This is a genomic window from Streptomyces sp. NPDC052107, from assembly GCF_040680215.1.
Classification (GTDB): Bacteria; Actinomycetota; Actinomycetes; order Streptomycetales; family Streptomycetaceae; genus Streptomyces.
In genome coordinates, this window is record NZ_JBFAWG010000010.1 from 201,139 (window position 1) to 224,107 (window position 22,969).

General features: G+C 72.5%; 24 protein-coding genes and 1 other RNA gene. 22 read left to right on the forward strand and 3 right to left on the reverse strand.

Going from position 1 to position 22,969, the window contains the following annotated elements:
* Positions 1-4: 4 nt before the first annotated feature.
* Positions 5-1,414 carry a hypothetical protein gene (locus AB0M27_RS14465; RefSeq protein WP_365721447.1) on the reverse strand — a complete coding sequence of 470 codons (1,410 nt, stop codon included), beginning with the start codon at positions 1,412-1,414 and terminating at the stop codon, positions 5-7.
* Between the two features lie 188 nt (positions 1,415-1,602).
* Between AB0M27_RS14465 and AB0M27_RS14470 the strand changes: the two genes are divergently transcribed.
* The 3 genes from AB0M27_RS14470 to AB0M27_RS14480 are packed head-to-tail and all read left to right on the forward strand — an operon-like array spanning position 1,603 to position 4,418.
* Positions 1,603-2,442, forward strand: coding sequence for a Nif3-like dinuclear metal center hexameric protein (locus tag AB0M27_RS14470; RefSeq protein WP_365721449.1), 840 nt, complete (start codon positions 1,603-1,605; stop codon positions 2,440-2,442).
* Between the two features lie 13 nt (positions 2,443-2,455).
* Positions 2,456-3,199, forward strand: coding sequence for a C4-type zinc ribbon domain-containing protein (locus tag AB0M27_RS14475; RefSeq protein ID WP_365721519.1), 744 nt, complete (start codon positions 2,456-2,458; stop codon positions 3,197-3,199).
* A 22-nt stretch (positions 3,200-3,221) separates the two neighbouring features.
* Positions 3,222-4,418, forward strand: a complete 1,197-nt coding sequence (locus AB0M27_RS14480) for a bifunctional RNase H/acid phosphatase (protein WP_365721451.1) — start codon at positions 3,222-3,224, stop codon at positions 4,416-4,418.
* 21 nt (positions 4,419-4,439) lie between these two features.
* Here the strand turns inward: AB0M27_RS14480 and eda are convergent, their stop codons facing one another.
* On the reverse strand, positions 4,440-5,093 hold the full coding sequence (gene eda / locus AB0M27_RS14485) for a bifunctional 4-hydroxy-2-oxoglutarate aldolase/2-dehydro-3-deoxy-phosphogluconate aldolase (protein ID WP_365721453.1): 654 nt from the start codon (positions 5,091-5,093) through the stop codon (positions 4,440-4,442).
* A gap of 72 nt (positions 5,094-5,165) precedes the next feature.
* Positions 5,166-5,948, reverse strand: a complete 783-nt coding sequence (gene yaaA, locus AB0M27_RS14490) for a peroxide stress protein YaaA (RefSeq protein WP_365721455.1) — start codon at positions 5,946-5,948, stop codon at positions 5,166-5,168.
* A 74-nt stretch (positions 5,949-6,022) separates the two neighbouring features.
* Between yaaA and AB0M27_RS14495 the strand changes: the two genes are divergently transcribed.
* From AB0M27_RS14495 to AB0M27_RS14585, 19 genes are all read left to right on the forward strand, one after another.
* The gene (locus tag AB0M27_RS14495) at positions 6,023-7,459 is read left to right on the forward strand and encodes an RNB domain-containing ribonuclease (RefSeq protein ID WP_365721457.1); all 1,437 of its coding nucleotides are present in this window, start codon (positions 6,023-6,025) and stop codon (positions 7,457-7,459) included.
* A 515-nt stretch (positions 7,460-7,974) separates the two neighbouring features.
* An RNA gene (rnpB, locus tag AB0M27_RS14500) (RNase P RNA component class A) lies at positions 7,975-8,376 on the forward strand.
* 68 nt (positions 8,377-8,444) lie between these two features.
* Positions 8,445-8,780, forward strand: a complete 336-nt coding sequence (locus tag AB0M27_RS14505; RefSeq protein ID WP_365721459.1) for a hypothetical protein — start codon at positions 8,445-8,447, stop codon at positions 8,778-8,780.
* A gap of 350 nt (positions 8,781-9,130) precedes the next feature.
* Positions 9,131-9,952 carry a DUF6879 family protein gene (locus AB0M27_RS14510; protein WP_365721461.1) on the forward strand — a complete coding sequence of 274 codons (822 nt, stop codon included), beginning with the start codon at positions 9,131-9,133 and terminating at the stop codon, positions 9,950-9,952.
* Between the two features lie 89 nt (positions 9,953-10,041).
* Positions 10,042-10,311, forward strand: a complete 270-nt coding sequence (locus tag AB0M27_RS14515) for an acyl carrier protein (protein ID WP_365721463.1) — start codon at positions 10,042-10,044, stop codon at positions 10,309-10,311.
* Between the two features lie 34 nt (positions 10,312-10,345).
* Positions 10,346-11,632: a beta-ketoacyl-[acyl-carrier-protein] synthase family protein gene (locus AB0M27_RS14520; RefSeq protein ID WP_365721464.1), complete on the forward strand. Its 1,287-nt coding sequence runs from the start codon at positions 10,346-10,348 to the stop codon at positions 11,630-11,632.
* Positions 11,629-12,822: a beta-ketoacyl synthase N-terminal-like domain-containing protein gene (locus tag AB0M27_RS14525; protein ID WP_365721466.1), complete on the forward strand. Its 1,194-nt coding sequence runs from the start codon at positions 11,629-11,631 to the stop codon at positions 12,820-12,822. Before AB0M27_RS14520 ends, AB0M27_RS14525 begins: the two co-directional genes overlap by 4 nt.
* A 23-nt stretch (positions 12,823-12,845) precedes the next feature.
* Positions 12,846-13,883, forward strand: a complete 1,038-nt coding sequence (locus tag AB0M27_RS14530) for a beta-ketoacyl synthase N-terminal-like domain-containing protein (protein WP_365721468.1) — start codon at positions 12,846-12,848, stop codon at positions 13,881-13,883.
* Between the two features lie 113 nt (positions 13,884-13,996).
* Complete coding sequence (locus AB0M27_RS14535; protein ID WP_365721470.1) at positions 13,997-14,797, forward strand: alpha/beta hydrolase; 801 nt, start codon at positions 13,997-13,999, stop codon at positions 14,795-14,797.
* A 60-nt stretch (positions 14,798-14,857) separates the two neighbouring features.
* Positions 14,858-15,832, forward strand: a complete 975-nt coding sequence (locus AB0M27_RS14540) for a thioesterase family protein (protein ID WP_365721472.1) — start codon at positions 14,858-14,860, stop codon at positions 15,830-15,832.
* On the forward strand, positions 15,829-17,025 hold the full coding sequence (locus AB0M27_RS14545; RefSeq protein ID WP_365721474.1) for a beta-ketoacyl synthase N-terminal-like domain-containing protein: 1,197 nt from the start codon (positions 15,829-15,831) through the stop codon (positions 17,023-17,025). The genes AB0M27_RS14540 and AB0M27_RS14545 overlap by 4 nt, the downstream gene beginning before the upstream one ends.
* The gene (locus tag AB0M27_RS14550; protein WP_365721476.1) at positions 17,022-18,080 is read left to right on the forward strand and encodes a beta-ketoacyl synthase N-terminal-like domain-containing protein; all 1,059 of its coding nucleotides are present in this window, start codon (positions 17,022-17,024) and stop codon (positions 18,078-18,080) included. The genes AB0M27_RS14545 and AB0M27_RS14550 overlap by 4 nt, the downstream gene beginning before the upstream one ends.
* On the forward strand, positions 18,064-18,879 hold the full coding sequence (locus AB0M27_RS14555) for an SDR family oxidoreductase (RefSeq protein ID WP_365721478.1): 816 nt from the start codon (positions 18,064-18,066) through the stop codon (positions 18,877-18,879). The genes AB0M27_RS14550 and AB0M27_RS14555 overlap by 17 nt, the downstream gene beginning before the upstream one ends.
* A gap of 48 nt (positions 18,880-18,927) precedes the next feature.
* Complete coding sequence (locus AB0M27_RS14560; protein ID WP_365721480.1) at positions 18,928-20,043, forward strand: beta-ketoacyl synthase N-terminal-like domain-containing protein; 1,116 nt, start codon at positions 18,928-18,930, stop codon at positions 20,041-20,043.
* A gap of 50 nt (positions 20,044-20,093) precedes the next feature.
* On the forward strand, positions 20,094-20,357 hold the full coding sequence (locus tag AB0M27_RS14565; protein WP_365721482.1) for an acyl carrier protein: 264 nt from the start codon (positions 20,094-20,096) through the stop codon (positions 20,355-20,357).
* Entirely contained in the window at positions 20,354-20,782 is a 429-nt protein-coding gene (locus tag AB0M27_RS14570; protein WP_365721484.1) for a hypothetical protein, read from the forward strand. The genes AB0M27_RS14565 and AB0M27_RS14570 overlap by 4 nt, the downstream gene beginning before the upstream one ends.
* Positions 20,779-21,282, forward strand: coding sequence for a 3-hydroxyacyl-ACP dehydratase (locus AB0M27_RS14575; protein ID WP_365721486.1), 504 nt, complete (start codon positions 20,779-20,781; stop codon positions 21,280-21,282). The genes AB0M27_RS14570 and AB0M27_RS14575 overlap by 4 nt, the downstream gene beginning before the upstream one ends.
* 12 nt (positions 21,283-21,294) lie before the next feature.
* A complete protein-coding gene (gene fabG, locus AB0M27_RS14580; RefSeq protein WP_365721488.1) occupies positions 21,295-22,041 on the forward strand; it encodes a 3-oxoacyl-[acyl-carrier-protein] reductase in 747 nt (248 codons plus the stop codon).
* Positions 22,038-22,772 carry a 2-hydroxychromene-2-carboxylate isomerase gene (locus AB0M27_RS14585; RefSeq protein WP_365721490.1) on the forward strand — a complete coding sequence of 245 codons (735 nt, stop codon included), beginning with the start codon at positions 22,038-22,040 and terminating at the stop codon, positions 22,770-22,772. The genes fabG and AB0M27_RS14585 overlap by 4 nt, the downstream gene beginning before the upstream one ends.
* Positions 22,773-22,969: the final 197 nt, after the last annotated feature.

Consider the following 22,969-nt stretch of genomic DNA (forward strand, 5'->3'; position numbering starts at 1 on the left):
GGCACTAGTTCGTTACAAGACGTCCCAGAGGCGCCTGCTGCAACGGCACCGGACGTGTCGCCGAGGGTTCCGGAGTCCCCGGTTCCACAGATTCCGGAGCGACCGCTTCCGCAGGCCCCGGGATTTCCCACGGCCCGGAGTCCGGGGGGTTCGGCTCCCCGGGCTCCCAAGTCCGTCCCACGGGCTCCCAGGCGGGCCGCATCGCAGGCTTCGAAGCGTGCCGCGTCGCAGGCTCCGAAGCCTGCCGGCTCGCAGGTCCCGGAGGATCCGGTTCCGTCGGCTCCGGTGACGCCCCGAGCGCCCCGGCAGCCGTGCCGTCCCGGACCGGACCCTCCGGGCCCGCATCCCCCCGCGCCGCGGCAGTACTGCTCCCCGCGGCGGTCTCCCCCCTGGGCACCGTCAGCTCCGCCACGCCGCACGGAGTCTCCTCCGTCGCGTACGGCAGCCGCAGCACCCCGTCCCGTGTCCACAGCCCGGCCCCGGACAGCCATCCCGCCGGCGGCGGCAGATGGCTCATCTGCCGTCCCGCCGGCTGCCAGGTGCCCACCCAGCTGTTGCCGAACGGCCCGTCGACACGCAGCGCCACCGCGCAGTTCTCCGGCATCAGCATCTGCCCGGGCTGGATCGCGAACGGCGTCACCGCGCAGTTCGGCACCCTGAGGCTCTCCGGGAAGCGCACCGGCAGCGTGCTGCCGAGCACGCCCCAGCCCAATCGTTCCTGCCCTGGTGAGGGCGCGTCGGAGGAGATGAGTAGCAGCCCGCTGTCGGGGTCGGCGAGCAGCAGCCGGTCGTCGCTCCCGGCCGCGATCTGCAGCAGCGGCGAGACCTCCACGCGCTCCAGGTCCACCACGACCGTCTTGACCGGCCCGCCGCCGAACTCCCGGTCCAGCGCCAGCATCCGCCCTGCGCGGTCCAGCCAGACCCCGCCCGAACAGTGCCCCGGCACCTCGGCGACCCACTCGGGCCCGAACGCCCCTCCCGCCACCAGCCACACCACACTCGACCGCGGCCCGACGGCGAGGGCGTACGCCCGCAGGCCTCCCGGGGCGGGCGGCAACAGGGTGAGCCGGGTGCCGGGCTCGGGGCACTCCACCGCGCCCAGCGGCAGCTCGCCGGTGCCGGGCCCGGTCGGGTACAGCAGCGAGAAGGCGTGCCGGTGCTCGACCAGCCGGTGGATCAGCACCCGGCCGTCGGACAGGGGCTGCACCTCGGTGCCGGGCTCCTCCGGCTGGTTGCCGGGCAACGGCACCGCGTACGGTTCCGGGCCGTCCAGGGTCCAGCGCTCCGGGAACCAGCAGTCGCCGGCCGGGGCGAGCCGGGCGGCGTACGCGCCGTCCGCCGTCACGGCGAACGCCGTCCCCGGCGCACCGTCGGCCCCGCCCGTGGACGGGGGTTCGATCGCACAGGCCGTCATCGTTCGGTCACCTCCGGCGACGAAGCTAGTTTTCGCACGCACAGCCGGGGAACCGGCCGACACCGGCTTCACACATACGGGTGGTGCAGAAGCGATTCACCTGAGGAAAAGGGGACCTTTGTGTTGACGGGGGTCAGAGCAGTCGGATGCGGTACGGCCGCGCAGACCGGCCAGGTAGCCTTGCCTACGTGCCCCGTCTGTCTGAAGTCATCACCGAGCTGGAGAACCTGTGGCCCGCCGAGCGGGCCGAGTCCTGGGACGCGGTCGGCACGGTCGTGGGCGACCCCGACCAGGGGGTCACCCGGGTCCTGTTCGCCGTCGACCCCGTGCGGGAGATCGTCGACGAGGCGGTGAAGCTCGGCGCCGACCTGCTGGTCACCCACCACCCGCTCTATCTGCGCGGGACGACCACGGTCGCGGCGACCCACTTCAAGGGCCGTGTCGTGCACACACTGATCAAGAACGACATCGCGCTGCACGTGGCCCACACCAACGCCGACACGGCGGATCCGGGTGTCTCGGACGCGCTCGCGGGTGCGCTGGACCTTCGTGTCGTACGACCGCTGGTGCCGGACCCCACCGATCCGGAGAGCCGCCGCGGCCTCGGCCGCGTCTGCGAACTGGACCACCCGCTGACCGTCCGCGAGCTGGCCGAGCGCGCCGCCGCGCGGCTGCCCGCCACCGCACAGGGCATCAGGGTGGCCGGCGACCCCGAGGCCGTCGTCCGCACGATCGCCGTCAGCGGCGGCTCCGGCGACAGCCTCTTCGAGGAGGTACGCGCCGCCGGGGTGGACGCCTTTCTCACCGCCGACCTGCGCCACCACCCGGCATCCGAGGCCGTCGCCCACGGTCCCCTCGCGCTGCTCGACGCGGCGCACTGGGCCACCGAGTGGCCCTGGTGCGAGCTGGCCGCGAGCCAGCTCGACGAGATCTCAGACCGCCGCGGCTGGGACCTTCGCGTCCACGTCTCCAAGACGGTCACCGACCCCTGGACCGCCCACGCGGCGTCCACCACCACGTCTAACTAACAGGAGCCCCCAACTGAACGCCGCGCCCGCCGACCAGATCCGACTCCTCGACGTCCAGGACCTCGACGTCCGCCTGCAGCAGCTCGCGCACAGGCGGAGGTCCCTGCCCGAGCACGCCGAGATCGACGCGCTGAACAAGGACCTCACCCAGCTACGGGACCTGCTCGTCGCCGCGCAGACCGAGGAGAGCGACACCGCCCGCGAGCAGACCAAGGCCGAGCAGGACGTGGACCAGGTGCGCCAGCGCGCCGCCCGCGACCAGCAGCGCCTGGACTCCGGCGCGGTCACCTCGCCCAAGGACCTGTCCAACCTCCAGCACGAGATCGCCTCCCTCGCCAAGCGCCAGGGCGACCTGGAGGACGTGGTCCTGGAGGTCATGGAGCGCCGTGAGGCCGCGCAGGAGCGGGTGAACGAGCTGACCGAGCGGGTCGCTTCGGTGCAGTCGAAGATCGACGACGCGAGCGCGCGCCGGGACGCCGCGTTCGAGGAGATCGACGGCGAGGTGGCGACGGTGACGAAGGAGCGCGAGGTCGTCGCGGGTTCCGTGCCCGCCGATCTGCTGAAGCTCTACGACAAGCTGCGCGAGCAGCAGGGCGGCATCGGCGCGGCCAAGCTGTACGCCCGCACCTGCCAGGGCTGCCGCCAGGAGCTCGCGATCACCGAGCTGAGCGAGATCCGCGCGGCGGCGCCGGACACCGTGGTGCGCTGCGAGAACTGCCGCCGCATCCTGGTGCGTACCGCCGAGTCGGGTCTGTAAGGGCCGGTAAGGGGCTTCAGGGGTGCGGGAGTTCATCGTCGAGGCGGACGGCGGGTCGCGGGGCAACCCCGGGCCCGCGGGCTACGGCACGGTGGTGCGGGACGCGGTCACGGGCGAGCCGCTGACCGAGGCGGCGGAATACCTCGGCGTCGCCACGAACAACGTGGCCGAGTACCGGGGCCTCGTGGCCGGACTGCGCGCCGCCCACGCCCTCGACCCGGCCGCGATGGTGCACGTCCGCATGGACTCCAAGCTGGTCATCGAGCAGATGTCGGGCCGCTGGAAGATCAAACACCCCGACATGAAGCCCTTGGCGACGGAGGCGAGGTCGATCTTCCCCCCGGAGCAGGTCACCTACGAGTGGATCCCCCGCGAGCAGAACAAGTACGCGGACCGCTTGGCGAACGAGGCGATGGACGCGGGCTCGAGGGGCGAACAGTGGTCGCCTTCCGACTCCGCCGTAGCTGCGGGCAGTCGTGCCGCTGGGGCGGCGCCCGTCCCACAGAATGCGGCGCCTCCCAGCGAGCGGCGCCCTGCCACCCCTGACGAGCAGCACGTCTCGACACCGGGTTGGGGCAGCGCGCCTGACCTCGGCGCACCGGCGACATTCGTGCTGCTCCGCCACGGCGAAACCCCGCTGACCCCCCAGAAGCGCTTCTCCGGCAGCGGCGGCACCAACCCCTCCCTCTCCGCCGCCGGCCGCGAACAGGCCCACCGCACGGCCGAGGCACTCGCCCGGCGCGGCACCATCCAGGCCGTCATCGCCTCGCCCCTCACCCGCACCCGCGAAACCGCGGCCACCGTCGCCACCCGCCTCGGCCTGGACGTGACGATCGAAGACGGCCTGCGCGAGACGGACTTCGGCGCCTGGGAGGGCCTCACCTTCGGCGAGGTCCGCGACCGCTACCCCGACGACCTGAACGCCTGGCTCGCCGACCCGGAGGCCCACCCCACCGGCGGCGGCGAGAGCTTCGCCGAGACGGCCACCCGGATCGCAGCCACCCGCGACAAGCTGGTCGCCGCCCACGCCGGCCGCACGGTCCTGCTGGTCAGCCATGTGACCCCGATCAAGACCTTCGTCCGCCTCGCCCTCGGCGCCCCGCCCGAGTCCCTGTTCCGGATGGAACTGTCGGCGGCCTCCCTGTCGGCGGTGGCGTACTACGCGGACGGCAACGCGAGCGTACGGCTGTTCAACGACACGTCCCACCTGCGTCCCTGAGCCCGCCGCCCTCGACCGCCGTCACGTCCCCGAGCCCGCGAGCCGCGTCGCGCCCCGCGCCAGCTCCTCGATCCGCGCCCAGTCCCCGGCGGCCACCGCCTCCGCCGGGACCATCCAACTGCCGCCCACACAGCCGACGTTGGGCAGGGACAGATACTCGGGCGCGGTCTGCGGGCCGATCCCGCCCGTGGGACAGAAGCGGGCCTGCGGCAACGGCCCGGCCAGCGACCGCAGATACGCCGTACCGCCCGCCGCCTGCGCCGGGAAGAACTTCATCTCCCGCACCCCGCGCTCCAGCAGCGCCACGACCTCCGAGGTGGTCGACACCCCCGGCAGGAACGGCACACCGGACCCGCGCATCGCCTCCAGCAGCGCGTCCGTCCACCCGGGGCTGACCAGGAACCGCGCCCCCGCCGCCACGCACGCCCCGACCTGCTCCGGTGTGATCACCGTGCCCGCGCCGACGACGGCCTCGGGCACCTCACCGGCGATCGCGCGGATCGCGTCCAGCGCCTCCGGCGTCCTGAGCGTCACCTCGAGCACCGGCAGCCCACCCGCCACCAGCGCCCGCGCCAGCGGTACGGCGTCGGCGGCGTCGGAGACGACCACCACGGGCACGACGGGGGCGAGATCCAGCACGGAGGCAGCCGAAGAGGAGGGCAACGGTGAGGTCATGCCCTCATCGTGCCCAGCCGCTGCACTGCTCGCAATGAGCGTTGCGCATGCTGCAATGGCTGTGAAGGTCTCCTAGTGGATCTCCTCCACCAGCACGTCCAGCGACCACACCTTGCCCGCCCTGCCCGGTGCCTCCGCCTCCACGACGTACCCGAGCTCCCGCAGCACCTCCACCAGTTCGGCGGGGTCCTTCGGCGCGGCACCGGCCGTCAGCAGGCTCCGTACCATCCGGCCCTTGGTCGCCTTGTTGAAGTGGCTGACCACCTTCCGGGTCGGCGCGTGCAGCACCCGTACGGTCGCCGTGCGCCCCGCGAGCCCGCCCTTCGGCTTCCAGGCCGCCGCGTAGGCGGAGGACCGCAGGTCCAGCACCAGCCCGTCCCCGGCCGCCCCCGGCAGCACCTCGGCCATCGGCGCACGCCAGTGTCCGGCCAGCGCGCCGAGCCCCGGCAGCTTCACGCCCATCGAGCAGCGGTAGGAGGGGATCGGGTCCGTCACCCGCACCGCGCCCCACAGCCCGGAGAACACCAGCAGCGAGTCCGCCGCGCGCTTGCGCGCCGCCGCCTCCAGCGTGGCCAGGCCGAGGGCGTCGTAGAGGACACCGGTGTAGATCTCCCCGGCGGGGCGGGCGCCGGCCGTCGGCAGGCCGGTGTTCTTCGCGATCTCGCCGCGCAGCCCCTCGCTCAGTCCGAGCACCTCGCGCGCCTTCTCCTCGTCACCGGTGCACAGCTCGACCAGCTCGGTGAGCACGGCCTGCCGTGCGGCGGTCAGCCCCGGCAGGGACAGCGAGGAAAGCTCCAGCGGGGCGCCCTCGCCCGAGTTCGCCTTGCCTTCCGAGGGCGGCAGCAGGACCAGCAACACGTACTCCTTACGTAGACCTCCGCGACAGCGTACGGCGTGCCGCCCTGGCGCCCCCGACCTACGCTCGCTGTATGCCCCGCCGCAAGATCCGCGTGACCGGTGCCCCCGAGGCGCCGCTGCGGGCCGCCCTGGCCGCCCTGCGCGCCGAACTCGGCATCCCCGACGCCTTCCCGCCCCAGGTCCGGGCGGAGGCCGAGCGCGCCGCGCAGACGCCGCCCGCCCTGCCGTCGTACGACGCCACGGACATCCCGTTCTTCACCGTCGACCCACCCGCCTCCATGGACCTGGACCAGGCCACCCACCTCTCCCGGCAGGGCACCGGCTACCGGGTCCGGTACGCCATCGCCGACGTCGCCGCCTTCGTCGTGCCCGGGGGAGCGCTGGACGCCGAGGCGCACCGCCGGGTGAACACCCTGTACTTCCCCGACGGGAAGGTCCCGCTGCACCCCGCCGTGCTCAGCGAGGGCGCGGCCAGCCTGCTGCCGGACCAGGTCCGCCCGGCCGTGCTGTGGACGATCGACCTGGACGCGGAGGGCCGGACCCTCGCCGTCGACGTGCGCCGCGCCCTGGTCCGCAGCCGCGCCAAGCTCGACTACGCGCGCGTGCAGAAGGAGATCGACGCCGGGACCGCCGAGGAACCGGTCGCGCTGCTCAAGGAGATCGGCGAGGCCCGGGAACGGCAGGAGACCGAGCGCGGCGGCATCTCCCTGAACGTGCCCGAGCAGGAGATCACCGAGCAGGACCACACCTACGTGCTCGGCTACCGGGCCCCGCTGCCCGCCGACGGCTGGAACGCCCAGGTCTCCCTGCTCACCGGGATGGCCGCCGCCGACCTGATGCTCGCGCAGGGCACCGGCATCCTGCGCACCCTCCCCGCCGCCCCCGACGGCGCCGTCGCCCGCCTCCGCCACACCGCGACCGCGCTGCGCATCGACTGGCCGCACCATGTGTCGTACGCCGCGCTGATCCGCACCCTGGACCCGCACAACACCCGCCACGCGGCGTTCCTCCAGGAGTGCACGACCCTGCTGCGCGGCTCCGGCTACACGGTGTTCCGTGACGGCGTCCTCCCCGCGATCACCACCCACTCCGCCGTCGCCGCCCCCTACACCCACTGCACCGCCCCACTGCGCCGCCTGGCCGACCGCTACGCCTCGGAGATCTGCCTCGCGGCGGTCGCCGGTCAGTCCCCGCCCGACTGGGTGCGCGACGCGCTCGACGCGCTGCCCCGGCGGATGGCCGACGGCTCCCGGATCGCCGGCACGGTCGAGCGCGAGTGCGTGGACATCGTGGAGGCGGCCCTGCTCAAGGACCGGGTCGGGGACGTCTTCGACGGCTGTGTGGTGGAGGTCGACGAGCACCGGCCGACCGTCGGCACGGTCCAGGTGGACTCCCCGGCGGTCATCGGCCGCATCGAGGGCGACCCGCTGCCGCTCGGAGAACGCCTGCGGGTCCGGCTCAGCCGGGCCGACCCGGGGGCGACGAAGATCCTGTTCGTTCCGGCGTGAGCACGCCGGCGAGCGCGCCGACGAACGCCCCCGGGTCGTCGGCGTGCAGCCGGATCACGGACACCTCGCGCCGACGGCCGAGAGGCGTCAAGTGGGCGAGGGGAGCGGTGAGTCCGAGGGTCACGGAGGTCTGCGAGCCGACCGACGGGTTCAGCTCGCCGGGCGAACTCCACGGCACGGTCCTCGTCGGGTGTGTGCGCGGGCACGCGGGTTCCTTCACCGCGACGCGGTGTGCGATCACCTCGTCGTAATCGAACCTGCTCCCGTGTCGTTCATGGCCCTCCGTGATTCAGACGCGGCTCGCGCCCGGAGCACGTCTGCCGGTATCACCGGATGTTTCCGGCGCAGGTTGCGCCGGGGGTCGCGGACTCTCCGCCTGCGCGTGGGCCCGCCCGAGCCGCTGAGTCCCACGGTCCTGGTGGCCTTCGCCCTGATCCTGACGGGCTCGGTGCTGGCGACGGCGGCCGCGGGTCCGCGCCGCTCCAAGCGCCCGGTACCATGGTCGACACGGCAGACGAGCCGGGCGGACGGCCGCGTGGAGTCCCCTTGGGGGCTTCCCGAGGAACGTCCGGGCTCCACAGGGCAGGGTGGTGGCTAACGGCCACCCGGGGTGACCCGCGGGACAGTGCCACAGAAAGCAGACCGCCCGGGGCTCCGGCCCCTGGTAAGGGTGAAACGGTGGTGTAAGAGACCACCAGTGCCCAGGGTGACCTGGGCAGCTAGGTAAACCCCACCCGGAGCAAGGTCAAAAGGAAGCACTCAGGTGTTTCTGCGCGGACGTTCGAGGGCTGCCCGCCCGAGTCCGCGGGTAGACCGCACGAGGCCGGTGGCAACACCGGCCCTAGATGGATGGCCGTCGCCGAGGGGCCCGCGAGGACCCCTCGGAACAGAACCCGGCGTACAGCCCGACTCGTCTGCCCTCGGGGCCTCACGGAAACTTTACACGGAATTCGGAATTCGCGATTCCGCTGTCAGAGTACTGCCAGTGCAGCTCCCTGCATTGATTTTTCGTGGCGATTCCCGGTGTGTATCGGCGACGATTTGTGGGTCGATCGACGAACTTCCGGTCGAGAATTTGAACGATGTTCTTTTCTATGGGGGAATTCTTTTCATGCGGAAGAGTCTGTCGCGTGCCGTCGTCGCTGTGTCGATCCTCGCGGTTGCGGGCGCCTTGACTGTCGCGAGTGCCTCAATGTCGGCTCCGGCGTCGGCGGCGAGGGCCGCTTCGTCGATGACCGCTCCTGCTCAGGATCCGATCTGGGGTGCGGTGTCGGTGGAATCGGACAGTTCGGACGGCCAGGGTGACCCCATATGGGGTTGATATTCGGCCATCAGTGACTGAAAAAGGGTCCGCTTCGTAGAGGCGGGCCCTACTTGTGTGCTCACCCCCTTCGGCTTCGTTGCATATTCGTTGCGAACTAATTTCAACTCGAACATAATGTTCGGGCGTGTGTGCGACCGACGGGGGAAGGAGCGCAGATGTTGGACCCCTTGGGTCTATCGTCCCATGTGTCCGAGATATACCGATCGATGTTGAGGAAGCCTGAAAGTGGGGTAGATGAGCTCGCCGCCTCGCTGGGATGGCCGCGAGAGTTAGTCCGTTCCGCGCTGGATGAATGTGTCCGCCTTTCTCTCGTAAAGCCTGCTTGGGGGGCACCGGAAAATCTCCGTGTGGTGAGTCCGGAGGTCGCTCTCGAGGCGCTTCTGGCCCGACAGGAGAACGAGCTCCTGGAGCGGCAGCAGCAGCTCGCGGACGCGCGGACGGAAGTGTCCCGGTTCATCGACGACTACAACGCGGCTCATCAGGACCTGCGGGGCTCGGCGATCGAGCGGCTCAACGGCCTTGAGGAGATACGGCTTCGCATCGAGGGGCTGACCCGGAAGTGCGAGTCCGAGCTGCTCGCCTTCGCGGCCGGCGGTCCGCAGAGTGAGGCGAGCCGCCTGGCCAGCCAACCCCTCACCCAGGACCTGGCCCTGCGCGGCGTGGCCATGCGCAGCGTCTATCTGGAGAGCGTCCACAACGACCCGGCGACGGTGGAGCATCTGCGCTGGCTGCACTCGCACGGCGACGAGGTGCGCACCACGGCGTCGCTGCCCTGCCGGATGCTGGTGTTCGACCGCGTCCATGCCGTGGTGCCCACCGATCCCGACGACTCCGCGGCCGGAGCCCTCGTCGTGAACGGCCGTGGCGTCATCGTCGCGCTCTGCGAACTCTTCGAGCGCGTATGGGCGAACGCCATCCCGTTCGCCGACGGCCGGCCGCAGCACAGGGAGCGTAGCGACGGGGAGCTCACGCCGCAGGAGAAGGCCGTCGTGCGGCTGCTCGGCGAGGGGCTCACGGACGAGGTCGTCGCCCGCAAGCTGGGTGTGTCCGTGCGCACCGGGCGCCGGATCACCGCCGAGCTGATGAGCCGGCTCGGCGCCCGCAGCCGCTTCCAGGCGGGGTTGCGCGCCGCCCAGCTGGGCTGGGTCGACGAAGCAGAAGCCGTATAGGCCGCGTATAGCCGCCCATTCCACTCTCGACCCATCACACGGACGGCTCAGTCGCCGGAAGCCGGCACGGATCCCTCATTGGAGTCGAGATGACCAACGCGAGCGTTACGAACGGCCTTGACGCTGCCCGCAAGCAGGAGATCAAGGAGATCGTCTGCGACATTCTCGAGATCGACGAGGACGAGGTCACCGAGACCAGCCTCTTCAAGGAGGAGCACGACGCGGACTCCCTCCGTGCCATCGAGATCCTCGCCGCTCTGGAGCGGACGCAGAAGGTGACCATCGACCAGGCCGAGCTGAGCCGGATGGTCAACCTGGAGGGCGTGTACGCGGTGGTGGCCGAAGCCGCCCAGCACTGATCGCCGTTCTCGATCGCCGGATGGGTGACCTTCGATGAATGCTTCGATCAGCACGGACACACGAGTTCGCAGCGGTCGCCAGGTCCAGGGCCGCGGGGCCGACGGACGCCGGGTGGTGATCACCGGGCTCGGTGTGATCACCAGCATCGGCATCGGTGTCGAGGCCTTCACCGCCGGACTCCGTGAAGGACGCAGCGGCGTCAAGCCGATCACCGCGTTCGACACGACCGGGTTCGCCCATGCCAACGGCTGCGAGGTCACCGACTTCGAGCCCGGGCGCTGGATCACCCGGCAGCACCCCGAAGAGCTGGGCAGGGCGAGCCAGTTCTCGGTCGCCGCCGCGCGGATGGCGGTCGAGGACGCGGGCCTGACCGCGCCCGACGTGCGAGCGCGCCGGTCGCTGGTGTCCGTGGGCACCACGGACGGGGAATCCCGCGATCTGGACCAGCTCGTCGCCGCGGGCGTGGAGACCGGCCCCGAGAAGTACGACCCCGTCGTCGCCCGGCGCATCCCGGCCGGACGCCTGTCGGCCGGCATCGTCCGCGAGCTCGGGCTGGAGGACGTGGAGGCCGTGACCCTCCCGACCGCGTGCGCGGCGGGCAACTACGCGGTCGGGTACGGCTACGACGCCCTGCGCAGCGGCGACGTCGACATCGCGCTGTGCGGTGGCGCCGACGCCGCGTGCCGCAAGACGTTCACCGGTTTCTACCGGCTCGGCACGGTCGCCCCCGAGGTCTGCCGTCCCTTCGACAAGGACCGCGAAGGCATTCTCACCGGCGAGGGCGCGGGCATCCTCCTCATGGAGAGTCTCGACTCCGCGCTCTCCCGCGGGGCCCGGATCTACGCCGAGGTCCTGGGCTACGGGCTCGCCTGTGACGCTCTGCACCCGGTCGCCCCGGACCGCGACAGCGTCGCGCGGACCATGGAGATCGCTCATCGCAACGCGGGCGTGACCCCGGACCAGATCGACTTCGTCTCCGCGCACGGCACCGGAACCAGGGCGAACGACATCACCGAGGCGGGCGCCATCCGTCAGGTCTTCGGCGCGGACGCCATGCCGCGCACCGTCTCCATCAAGTCGATGATCGGCCACAGCATGGGCGCGGCCAGCGCCGTGGCCGCCGCGGCCTGTGCGCTGGCGATCACCGAGGGGTTCATTCCCCCGACGATCAACCATCGCGAGACCGACCCCGAGTGCGCCGTCGACTGCGTGCCCAACGAGGCCGTCAGGGCGGAGCTGAACGTGGTGCAGAACAACGCCCTGGCATTCGGGGGCAACAACGCCGTCCTGATCCTCGGTGCTTACCGGAGGGCGGCATGAGCTGGATCGTGACCGGGATGGGCGCCGTCGCGAGCATCGGCCGCAGCGTCGAGGAGATCTTCGACTCGCTGGTCGCCGGCCGCAGCGGACTGGGGCCGCTGCGCGGATACGACCGCGACAAGTTCCGTGCCCGGGTGGCCTACGAGATCGACGACCGCCCGGCGCCCGGTGTGGATCAGCCGCTGCGGGCAACGCGCTGGCTGGAGCAGGCCGTCGCGGCGGCCGTGGCGGACGCGGGGCTCGGCGACGACCTGTCACGCGTTCCGGTGCTGGTCGGCACCACCCTGCGCGAGTTGCGCTCGGTGGAACTCTCGTGGCGGGACGGGATCCCCTTCGACGCGTCCGATCTGCACTTCGGCACCATGCTGCGGCGCCGCTTCGGCGCCGCCGACACCCACACCGTGGCCAACGCGTGCTCGGCCTCGCTGTACACCCTGGCCCTGGGCGCCGATCTGCTCGACCAGGGCGCGGCGGACACCGTCGTCGTCGCCGGTGTCGACACCATCACCGAGAGTACCTACGGGCTGCTGGACCGCTGCTACCCCGAAGCCCCCGACCGGGTAAGGCCGTTCGACCGGGGCCGGCGCGGGATGCTCCAGGGCGAGGGCGCGGTGGCCGTGGTGCTGCGCAGGGAGAGCGACGGGCCCGGCGGCGCGCCCCGAGTGCACGCCAGGGTGCGGGGCGTCGCGGTCAACTGCGACGCGTACCACCCCTCGGCGCCCGACGCCAAGAGCATCGCCGCGGTGGTCCAGGAGGCGCACCGGCGTTCCGGCGTACGGCCCGCCGACATCGACCTGGTCATGCTGCACGGCACCGGCACACCGCTGAACGACGAAGCCGAGTCCAGCGCACTGGGTTCGGTGTTCACGGGGCTCGCCCCGTCGCCGTACATGACCGCCATCAAGTCGATGACCGGGCACACCGCGGGTGCCTCGGGGCTGCACAGCCTGGTCGCGGCCGTCGACGTCATGCGGACGGGGATCGTCCCGCCCACCGTGTACCTCGACGACCCCGTGGACGCCGTCGCGGGCTTCCGTCTGGTGCGAGGCACGGCCGAGCGGCCGCGGCAGCCGATGCGCCTCGCACAGGTCGACTCGTTCGGGTTCGGCGGACTCAACGCCGTGGCGGTCGTGGAGCGGGTCGAGGGCCCCGGCAGCACCCCGGGGCATCCGGAGGGAGCGGACCAGTGAGGAGCGTACGCACGGCGCCTGCCGTGATCACAGGACTGGGCACCGCCGTTCGCGGGGTGCCAGGACCGGAGGGCCTGCTCGGGCCGCTGCCCGCGGACCACCGCCAGGCGGTGGACCCGGTCTCCCGGCTCACCGGGCGCGGTCTGCGTTACAAGGACCGGGCCACGAAGCTCGCCATGGTGGCGGCTCGGGACGCCCTGCGCGCCGCCGGACTCACCGACGAGACGGGCGGCCTGACGGTCCCGGGCGAGAGCGTCGGCGTGACCGCGAGCACCAACTACGGCAACGTCGACACGGTCTGCGAGACCGTGCGGACCATCGCCGAGTCCGGCTACCTGGCGACCAGCCCCATGATGCTGCCCGCCACATCCAGCAATGTCGTCGCCTCCTGGGTCGCCATCACACACGGGTTGCGCGGTGCCAATCTGACTCTGTGCAACGGGCCGACCTCCGGACTCGACGCCGTGAACTGGGCCCGGCTGCTGATCGCTTCGGGCCGGGTCGAGCGGATGCTCGTCCTCGGGGTCGAGCCCGACAATCCGGCTGTACGCCATGTCACGGGGGTGCCCGAAGCGGCCCCGGACGACCTGAGTGATGCCCCCGACCTGTTCGACGGATCGGTGGCGCTCGTGGCCGAGTCGGCCGCCTCGGCCGAGGCCCGGGGGGTGCGCCCGCTGGCCGCCATCGGCCCGTACGCCCGCCGGGGCGGCCACGCCGACGCGGTCGCCGAGGTGCGGGACCTGCGTCCGGGCCGGGTGGGGCTGTGGTGCGTACCCGAGCACCCCGAAGGGATGCGAGCCCCCGCGCCGGGCCTCGGCGCGGGAGCGGGCAGCGTCCCGGTGCACGACCTGTCCGCGCTCCACGGTGCGTCGTCCGGCGCGCTCGGCGTGCTGCAGTGCGCGGCGGCGGCCGTTTGGCTGGAGGGCCGCAGCGGAGCGGACGACGACGTGGTGCTCGTCAGCGCGGGCACCGGTGACGCAGGCGGGGACGACGCGAGCGCGGCGCTGATCCTGACCGTGCCGGACGCCGTCGCGCCCCGGCTCGCGGGCACCGCCCGATGAGGACGCGGAACTCGGCGGGCGGGGATGCCGGGGCCGGCCCGGCCGGCTCCGGCGGATCGGGCGCCGCGACCGGCCCCGGTGGGCTGCTGGGGCGGGGTGGACACCGTGTCGCCGTGGTCCGCCGACGGCGCGCGCCCCGGGCCGCCGGCCGGCCGGTACGGGTGCTGCTCCTGCACGGGCTGGCCGGCAGTACGTCCGTGTGGCGGGCATACGACCGCCTGGCGCCGGACGGCGTCGAGATCTGGGAGGCCGTGCTGCCCTGGGGGGCCGAGGGTGATCCTGAGTGGAGCCGGGGAGACGACCCGGCGGACCACGTGGAGCACGCCCTGGACGGGGTGCCCGGGGGAGTGGACGCGGTCGTCGTGCACTCCTTCACCGCGGGGCCGACCCTGGAGGCGCTCGCGCGCCGGGGAACCGGCCGTGGGCCACGGGCCGCGGTGGTGGTCGCCCCCTTCCACCGGCGCAGCCCCGAACACTTCACCTGGGACGACGCCCTGTACTACCTCGGCGGCTTCCACCGCATCCTCGAGGAGGGGCTGAGAATCAGTGCGGGGGACCGCATCCGGCCCGACCTGCGCAGCGCGATGGCACAGCGGGTGCGGGACCGGATCGGGCCGTACGGCTGGCAGCAGTTCTTCGGCGCGTATCTGCGCAGTCCCTGGCTCGACGTCGATGCGCTGCGCCTGCCGGTGCTCGTGGTGGCCGGTGTGGACGACTTCGCCGCCCCGCCGGACGACGCCAGGGCGCTGGCCGCCGCCCTGCCCGACGGGAGGTTCCAACTCTTCGGAGACTGCGGCCACTTCGCCATGGCCGAACAGCCGCAGCGCTTCGCGGACGCGGTGCACAGGCTGCTGAGCGAGGTCTTTCCCGGCCTCGCGGGCGGCACGGCGCCCACCACCCGCGTCGCCTCCTGACCCTTTCGCCTCCCGCTCCTCCACCTTTCCGCAACTCCACCTCTACGCACCGGAGTCGACGTGACCACCCACACCGCTGACCTCGCCGCCTCGGTTCTCGCCCTGAAGAAACCCAGCCGGCTGGAGATCCGCCCCCGCTACGAGGGCTCCAACATCTGCACCTGGATCGGGTTCAAGCATGTCAACTACCTCGTCGAGGAAGCCGTCCTGAACCACCTGAGGCAGGCCGGCATCGCCCCGGGAACCATCTACGAGGTGTACGGCCTGTGCACCGACATCGTCGACATCGACACCCGCATCCTGCACGCCTTCCACATCGACGACACGGCCGTCGCCGAGGTGAGGCCGCACCGCAGGGCCAAGGACGGCGAACTGGTCTTCGCCGTCACGCTGCACGTGCGGCGCGAGACCCTGCTCAAGGCCGTCACCTCGACCGTGAGGGTGCAGCTGCGCCTCGACCCGCGGGGCGGCGGCGCGGAGCCCGTGCCGGCCGCGCTCGCGCCGTTCACGGTCGACCGGCTCGCGGCGGAGCCCGGCTGGACCCCGGAGCCCGTCGAGGTGGACCTCGCCGCCGACGACCTGGTCAAGGAACTGACGGCCGGGCGCAACGCCTACGCGTGGAAGTTCCGGATCCCGTACTGGTACTGCCACTTCACCGAGCGCCAGCAGATGTCCGGCTACCTGCGCCTGATGGAGGAGGCCAAGGACCGCCTGGTCGCCGACCGCGGCGTGTCCATCAAGACGCTGCTGGACGAGCAGAACTGGATCCCGGTCGTGCCGCACTCGCGCATCACCGTCCTCGACGAGGCGCGCATGGAGGAGGACCTCTATGTCGTCCTCACCGTCGAGAGCGTCTTCAAGGGCTTCACGTACGACTCGCGCATGGACACCTACGTGGTGCGCGACGGACAGCTCGTGCAGACCGCGACCGGCCGGATCACCCACGGCTACGCGGTGATCGAGAACCGCCGCGACTGGTCCCTGGTGCCCTTCGACGACCGGATGAACGCGGCCCTGGAGGGCCGGACGGCATGAACCACGAGGTCGAGGTCGTGGTCACCGGGGTCGGCGCCGTCACCTGCCACGGTGCCGGCGCGGACCTGCTGTGGCAGGCCATGACGGCGGCCGGTACCCGCCTGCCCGACCGGCCGGCGGACCCGCTCGCCCGCATGGACCTGCCGCTGATCAGCCTGGTGCCCGACTTCGACCTGGCGGCCGAGCGGGCGACCCGGTTCGCCTCGCTCGCCGCCGCCGAGGCGCTGGCCGACGCCGGACTCGACGCCGCGGCCCTGGCCGCCGCCCGTACGGCCGTGGTCCTCGGCAGCTGCATGGGCGAGCCCGGGCCCAACGAGCGCGGGCGGGGGGCCGAGAGATGGCTGCCGCCGTTCCGCCTCGCGACGGCGCTCGCCGGTGAACTGGGGCTGTTCGGCACGGTCCACGATGTCGCCAACGCCTGCGCGGCGGGCGGCTACGCCCTGGGCGTCGCGGCGGACCTGGTGCGGGCGGGCGAGGCGGACATCGTGATCGCCGGCGGGTCGGACGCCTACTCACGGGTGGCGCTCGGCTGCTTCAACCGACTCGGTGCCGTCGACCCCGAGCGCTGCCGGCCCTTCGAGAGCGACCGCGGCGGCACCGTGTTCGCCGAGGGCGCGGGCGTCCTCGTCGTGGAGTCGGCCGCGCACGCCCGGGCACGGGGGACATCGGCCCCGCTGTCCTCCCGCGGGGTGCTGAGGCTCGAAGCCGCCGCATGGAGCTGCGACGCGGACCATCCGACCGCCCCCCGGGCCGACGGCGAGCAGATCGTGCGGGCCATGCGCGAGGCCGTGGGCGAGGCGGCACACGAAGTGGGCTGCGTCATCCCGCACGGCACCGGAACCCGGCTCAACGACGTCCTGGAGAGCCGCGCCCTGCACCGGGTCTTCGGGGAGCGCGCTGCGCACCTGCCGCTGTACAGCCTCAAGGCGCTGCTCGGCCACTCGGGCGGCGCGTCCGCCGCGCTCGGCGCGGTCGCGGCGGCACTGATCCTGCGGCACGGCGTCATCCCGCCGAACGTGCCGCTCAAGGAGCAGGACCCGGAGTGCGAGGTGCTGCTGCCGCAGGGCGCGCCGGTGCCGCTGCCCGCGACGGCCCGCCGGGTGCTGGTCAGCGCGTACGGGTTCGGCGGGAACAACGCCTCACTGGTGATGGCCGGCGGGCCAGGGCCGGACGACGGGGGTGAACCGCGGTGAACGCCCGGTGTCCGGTTCCGGCCGAACTCGCCGTCACCGGCGTGGGCGTCGTCTCCCCGTGGGGCGACGACCCGCGGACGGCCGCGGCCGTACCGTCTCCGGCCGGCATGTGGTTCGACCACCGCGAGCGACTCGGTCCCCGCGGCTACAAGTACCTTCCCCCGGCTGCCCAGTACGTCCTCGCCGCGGGCCGTGCGGCACTGGCGGACGGAGGACGTCCCGACGCGTACCCAGCAGACCGGCGCGGCCTCCTGCTCGCCACCAACGGCGGTCTCGCCGGCCTGTTCGACAGCATGGACACGACCGTCGTGGGCGAGGGGGCGGCCGGTATCTCCCCGGCCTCGGCCCCCTACTTCGCGGTCAACGTCCTGGGCAACCGGCTGGCCGCCGAGCTCTCGCTGAACGGCTTCGCCCTGACCGTCGCCACCGCCCGTACGGCCGCGGTGGACGCTCTGCCCGCCGGCGCCCTCGCGCTGGCGTCGGGCCGGTGCGACACGCTGGTGATGGCCGCGGTCGAGGAGCCCGTTCCGGCCACCCGGGGAGGCGGGGGCGAACAGGGCGCCGTGGCGTTCACCCTGGAGTCTGCCGCGGCGGCCCGGACCCGGGGCGCCATGGTCCGCGCCACCCTGCGGACCCGCTCGCTGTTCGTGCCGCCCGCGGCGCTGGGCGGCGCCGCGGGGCGGGCCCGCGCCCACCGTGCCCTCGCCGGAGCGCTCGCCCCCCTGGCCGGGCCGGCGGACCCGCCCGTGACCGTTCACCTGGACCTGGACTCCTCCCCGGTCTCCGAAGCGGTGGCGGCGGTGCTCAGTGGCGTCCCGGTACGCCCGCCGGAGCCGTTCGCCGCCGACGACCCCGCCGGATCCGGCCTGCCGCTCCCGCCGAGGCGGACCGGCTGTCTGGGCCCCGCCCTGGCCGTCGCCCAGGCCGTCACCGCGCGGGAGGGCGACGCCCGTCTCGTGGTCTGCGCAACCGGCGCCGGTCATGTCGCCCTGGTTCGCGTCCGCCCCCTGTCGCCTCACCACACACAGGAGTCACAGCATGCTGAAACCGCTTGAGGAGAGCTGGTGCCTGATCCTCGGGGCCTCCAGCGGTATCGGCCGGGCCATCGCCCTCGGGCTCGCCGACGAGGGCGTCAACATCGCCGGCGTGCACTTCGACACGGCGGCTCGCGCCGAGGAGGTCGAGGCACTCGTCACCGACCTGCGTGGGCGGGGCGTCGAAGCACACTTCTTCAACGCCAACGCAGCCGCGCGTGCCACCCGCGAACGGCTCGTCCCCGAGCTCGCCGAACTGACCGGTTCCGGCGGCGGCATCCGCATCCTGGTCCACTCGCTCGCCTTCGGCACCCTGGTGCCCTTCCTGCCGCGCGAGGGCTGGGAGAAGCAGCTCACCGCGCGGCAGCTGGAGATGACCCTCGACGTCATGGCCAACAGCCTCGTGTACTGGACGCAGGATCTGCGCGCCGCCGGTCTGCTGCGCCCCGGCTCGAAGGTGTACGCGATGACCAGCGCCGGCACCTCGCAGCACCTGCCCAGCTACGGCGCGGTCTCCGCGGCCAAGAGCGCCCTGGAGTCCCATGTCCGCCAGTTGGCGTGTGAGCTGGCGACCAGCGGCATCGCGGTGAACGCCCTGCGCGCGGGCACCACCGACACCCCCGCCCTGCGCCGCATTCCGGAACACGCCGGCTACCTCGAGCGCGCCGCCGAGAACAACCCGCACGGCCGTCTGACGCGCCCCGAGGACGTCGCGGACGCCGTCGCACTGCTCTCCCGGACCGAGTCCTCGTGGCTGACCGGCAACACCATCGGCGTCGACGGGGCGGAGCTGCACGCCGCCGCCGGCGCCTGGGGCTGAATCCGCCGCCGTTCCCTTCACGACTTCCACCTTCAGGAGCAGACAGCGATGAGTGTCAGTCTTGCCACCGGGGCGGACCCGGACCCCTTGGTCGTATCCGGCTGGTCCGTGGCGTCGCCGTACGGGCTCGGCGCCGAGGCCTTCACCGAAGGCGTGCGGGGCAACCGCGAGGCGGTCCGCCCCGGCGATGGCGCGGCGGACCTCGGCCCGTACGAACGCGCGGGCCGCATACCGGACTTCGACGCACGGACCGTGCTGGGCCGCAAGGGAACCCGGGCCATGGACCGCGCCACCGCGCTCGCCGTCGCGACCGCCGGAATGCTCCTGGAGCAGGCCGGACCGGGCCTCGCCCAGGACCACCCGGAAGCGGTGGGCATGGTGCTGGGCACCGGGCACGGCAGCGTGCAGAGCATCATGGACTTCACCCGGGACTCACTGACCGGCGAGAAGCCCTTCCACGTCGACCCGGCGCTGTTCCCGAACACGGTGATGAACCGGGCCGCGGGCCAGAGCGCCATCTGGCACACGCTGCGCGGGCCCAACACCACCGTGGCCGGCGGCGCGTTGACCGGTTTGCTCGCCCTCAACTACGCGGCCCGGCTGTTGCGTCAGCGGCACTGCGAGGCCGTGCTGTGCGGCGCCGTGGAAGAGTTCTCGACCGAGCGTGCCTGGCTGGAGTACCGCGCCCGCACCGGCGGGCCGCACCGGCAGCCCGCCGGACCGCTCGGTGAGAGCTGCGCGCTCTTCCTGCTCGAACCCCTCTCCAGGGCCCGCGCCCACGGCCGGACCGCCCACGCCGCGCCGGCCGGTGCCCGGTTCATCGCCTTCACCGACCCCGAGCGGGCCGGAGAGGCCGTCGCCCGGGCCGTCACCGAGGCCCTCAAGGAGGCCGACGTGCGCCCCGAGGAGGTCGAACTGCTGGTGCCTTCCGACAGCGGCGGGCCGCTGGGCGCCCGTGAGGACACGGCGCTCGCGCGCATCTTCGGCGAAGACCGGCCGCCCCGGCTGCGGCTCCGCCGGCTGACCGGCGACTGCGGCGCGGCCTCCGCCTCGCTCCAGCTCGCCGCGGCCCTGACAGCAGAGGCGGATCGGCCGGTGCTCGTCACCTCCGTCGACCCGGACGGCCAGACCGGCGCCGTCGTCCTGCGCACCGCCATCCGGTGACGCACCGCTCGTACTCGTACACCCATTACCCGAAAGGACGCGTGCACACCATGGCCGACACCACCACATCCGGGCTGGACAAGGAGCAACTGCGTGACCTGGTGGCCGAAGTCCTCGACCTGGACGTGGCCGAGGTCACCGACGAGGCCCACTTCATGGAGGACCTCGACGTCGACTCCCTGATGGCGCTGGAGATCACGGTGCGGTTGGAGAAGGAGTACGGGGTGCGGCTCGCCGAGACCGAGCTGGCCTCCATCACCTCCCTCCAGGGCACCTACGAACTGCTCGACCACAAGCTGCGGGAGTCCCGTTGAGCGCCGCCTCGCCGCTGGGCGAACTGGAGTTGATGCGCAGCAACGCCGAGGGCGCGGCCACCGTCTTCGAGGCCCCGATGGACGACGACCCCGTCCTCGCCGGTCACTACCCGGGCTTTCCGGTGCTGCCCGGTGTGTTCCTCATCGAGGCCGCCGACCGCACGGTGCGCCAGTGGGCCAGGACCAACGTGCCTGCGGCCGACGCAGCGGACGGCGGCGACGTCGAACTCGTCGCCATGGAGCGCTGCCGTTTCCACCGGCCCGTCTTCCCGGGCGACCGGGTGCTGGCCGACGTGTCCGTCGCCGACAGCGCGGCCGGGCTGCTCTTCAAGGCGGCCGTGGCCACCAACCGGGGCAAGGTCGCGGACATCCGCCTGCGCTATCGCGTCGGGCACGGCCGTGACCAGGAAGAGGGCACGCAGTGACCGGGTACGGCATCGACCGGATCAAGAACACCATCCCGCACCGGGGGCAGATTCTCCTCGTCGACCGGGTCACACGGGTGGCGCCGGGCGAGAGCCTGACCGCGATCAAGGCCGTCTCCGGCAACGAGCCCTGCTACGCCCGGCTCGGCCAGGACGCCGCTCCGGCCGACTACGCCTATCCGACCTCCCTCGTCATCGAGTCGTGGGCCCAGTCCGCGGTGCTGCTGTCGGTGTGGGAGGCGCCCAACCCGGACGTGCTGGCCGGGAAGGTCGAGCTGGCGGGGTCCATCAACGACGTGACCGTGGGCGTGCGCGCCTACCCGGGTGACGTCCTGGAGCACCGGGTGCGCCTGGTGAAGGCCGTCGACGAGACGGCGATCCTCGCGGGCGCGACGTACGCCGGCGGCCGCGAGGTGCTGCGGGTCGGCACGTTCGTGGTGGCGCTGCGCGATGTGGGTGACCTGCGCCCGGCCGCCGAACGCACCGTGCTGAACGTGTGAGGAGATGACGCAATGTCCGCACAGAGTGACAAGGTCGCACTGGTCACCGGGGGGTCGCGCGGCATCGGCCGCGCGGTCGTCGAACGCCTGGCCAGGGACGGCTACGACATCGGTTTCTGCTACCGCTCCGACGAGCAGGCGGCGACCCTGGTGGAGAAGGCGGTGCGGGAGCTGGGGCGTCGTGTGCTCTCCCGGCGCGTGGACGTGGCCGACCGCACCCAGGTACGGGACTTCGTCGCCGCGGCCGAGGACGAACTCGGCCCGCCGTCGGCCGCGGTCACCTCGGCCGGCATCACCCGGGACAGCCCGCTGGCCCTGATGCCGGACGAGGACTGGGACGCCGTGGTGCGCACCAACCTGGACGGCACCTACAACCTGTGCCGATCGGTGGCCTTCCCGATGATCAGACGGGGCGGCGGCACCGTGGTCACCCTCTCCTCCGTCGCCGGAGTGGCCGGCAACGCGGGCCAGACCAACTACTCGGCGTCGAAGGCCGGGATCATCGGTTTCACCCGCTCCTTCGCGAAGGAGGCCGGGCGGCACGGGATCCGAGCCAACGCGGTGGCACCCGGCTTCATCGAGACCGACATGACGTCGGCGCTGCCGCCGAAGACGGCCAAGGAGATGCTGGGCCGCATTCCGCTCAAGCGCTTCGGCAGCGCCGAGGACGTCGCCTCGCTCGTCGCCTTCCTGGTCTCGCCCGAGGCGTCGTACATCACGGGGCAGGTCTTCCAGGTGGACGGCGGTATCGCCCTGTGAGCGCCGCGGCCCGCGGGGGCCGCCGCGCCAGGCGTCCCCCGCGCTTCTACTTCTCGCTGCGCAGCCCGTACTCCTGGCTCGCCTACCGCGACCTCCTCCAGCGGCACCCGCGCACCGCCACGGCCCTGGAGTGGGTGCCGTTCTTCGAGCCGGACGAGCTGAGCCGGAAGCTACTGGCGGAAGCCGGTGGCTCCTTCCCCTACACCCCCATGTCCCCGGAGAAGCACCGTTACATCCTCCAGGACGTGCGGCGGCTGGCCGCCGAGCGGGGGCTGGCGTTCAGCTGGCCGGTGGACCGGGATCCCGTGTGGGAGGTGCCGCACCTCGGGTACCTGGCGGCGGCACGGCACGGCAGGGGGCCCGAGTACATCGCGCTCGCCGCCCGGGCCCGCTGGGAACTCGGGCAGGACGTCTGCGACCGGTCGGTGGTCGCCGGCTTCGGTGCCGAACTGGGCCTGGATCCCGAGGAGCTGGCCGCCGCCTCCGACGACCCGGGGCTGCGTGCGGAGGGGGTGCGGATCCTGCTGGAGATACAGCGCGACGGTGTCTTCGGTGTGCCCTTCTTCGTCGACCACTACGACAAGTACTGGGGTGTCGACCGGCTGCCCGCCTTCGTCGCGGCACTCACCGGGAAGAACCCCGCTCTCGCGGAGCCCCCGGACGACCCGGCGATCCCGCTCACCGAGCCCACCCGGTCCGTCGACGACGGGCACGCGGGCGGATGCGGCTGAGCCTCACGGTCCCACCGCGTCTGTGCCCCGGGGTCGCCGTGCGGCATCACTTCCCTCCGAGGGTACGGAACGGCGGCCCACTCACGGGCGCGGAACGAAGGCCGGCCTTTTTGATCGCACAAAGCACCAGAGGGCCACATATGCGAGATATAGGAGCCGCATAGCGGACGCCGGTTCGCTGGTGCTCATACCGCTGC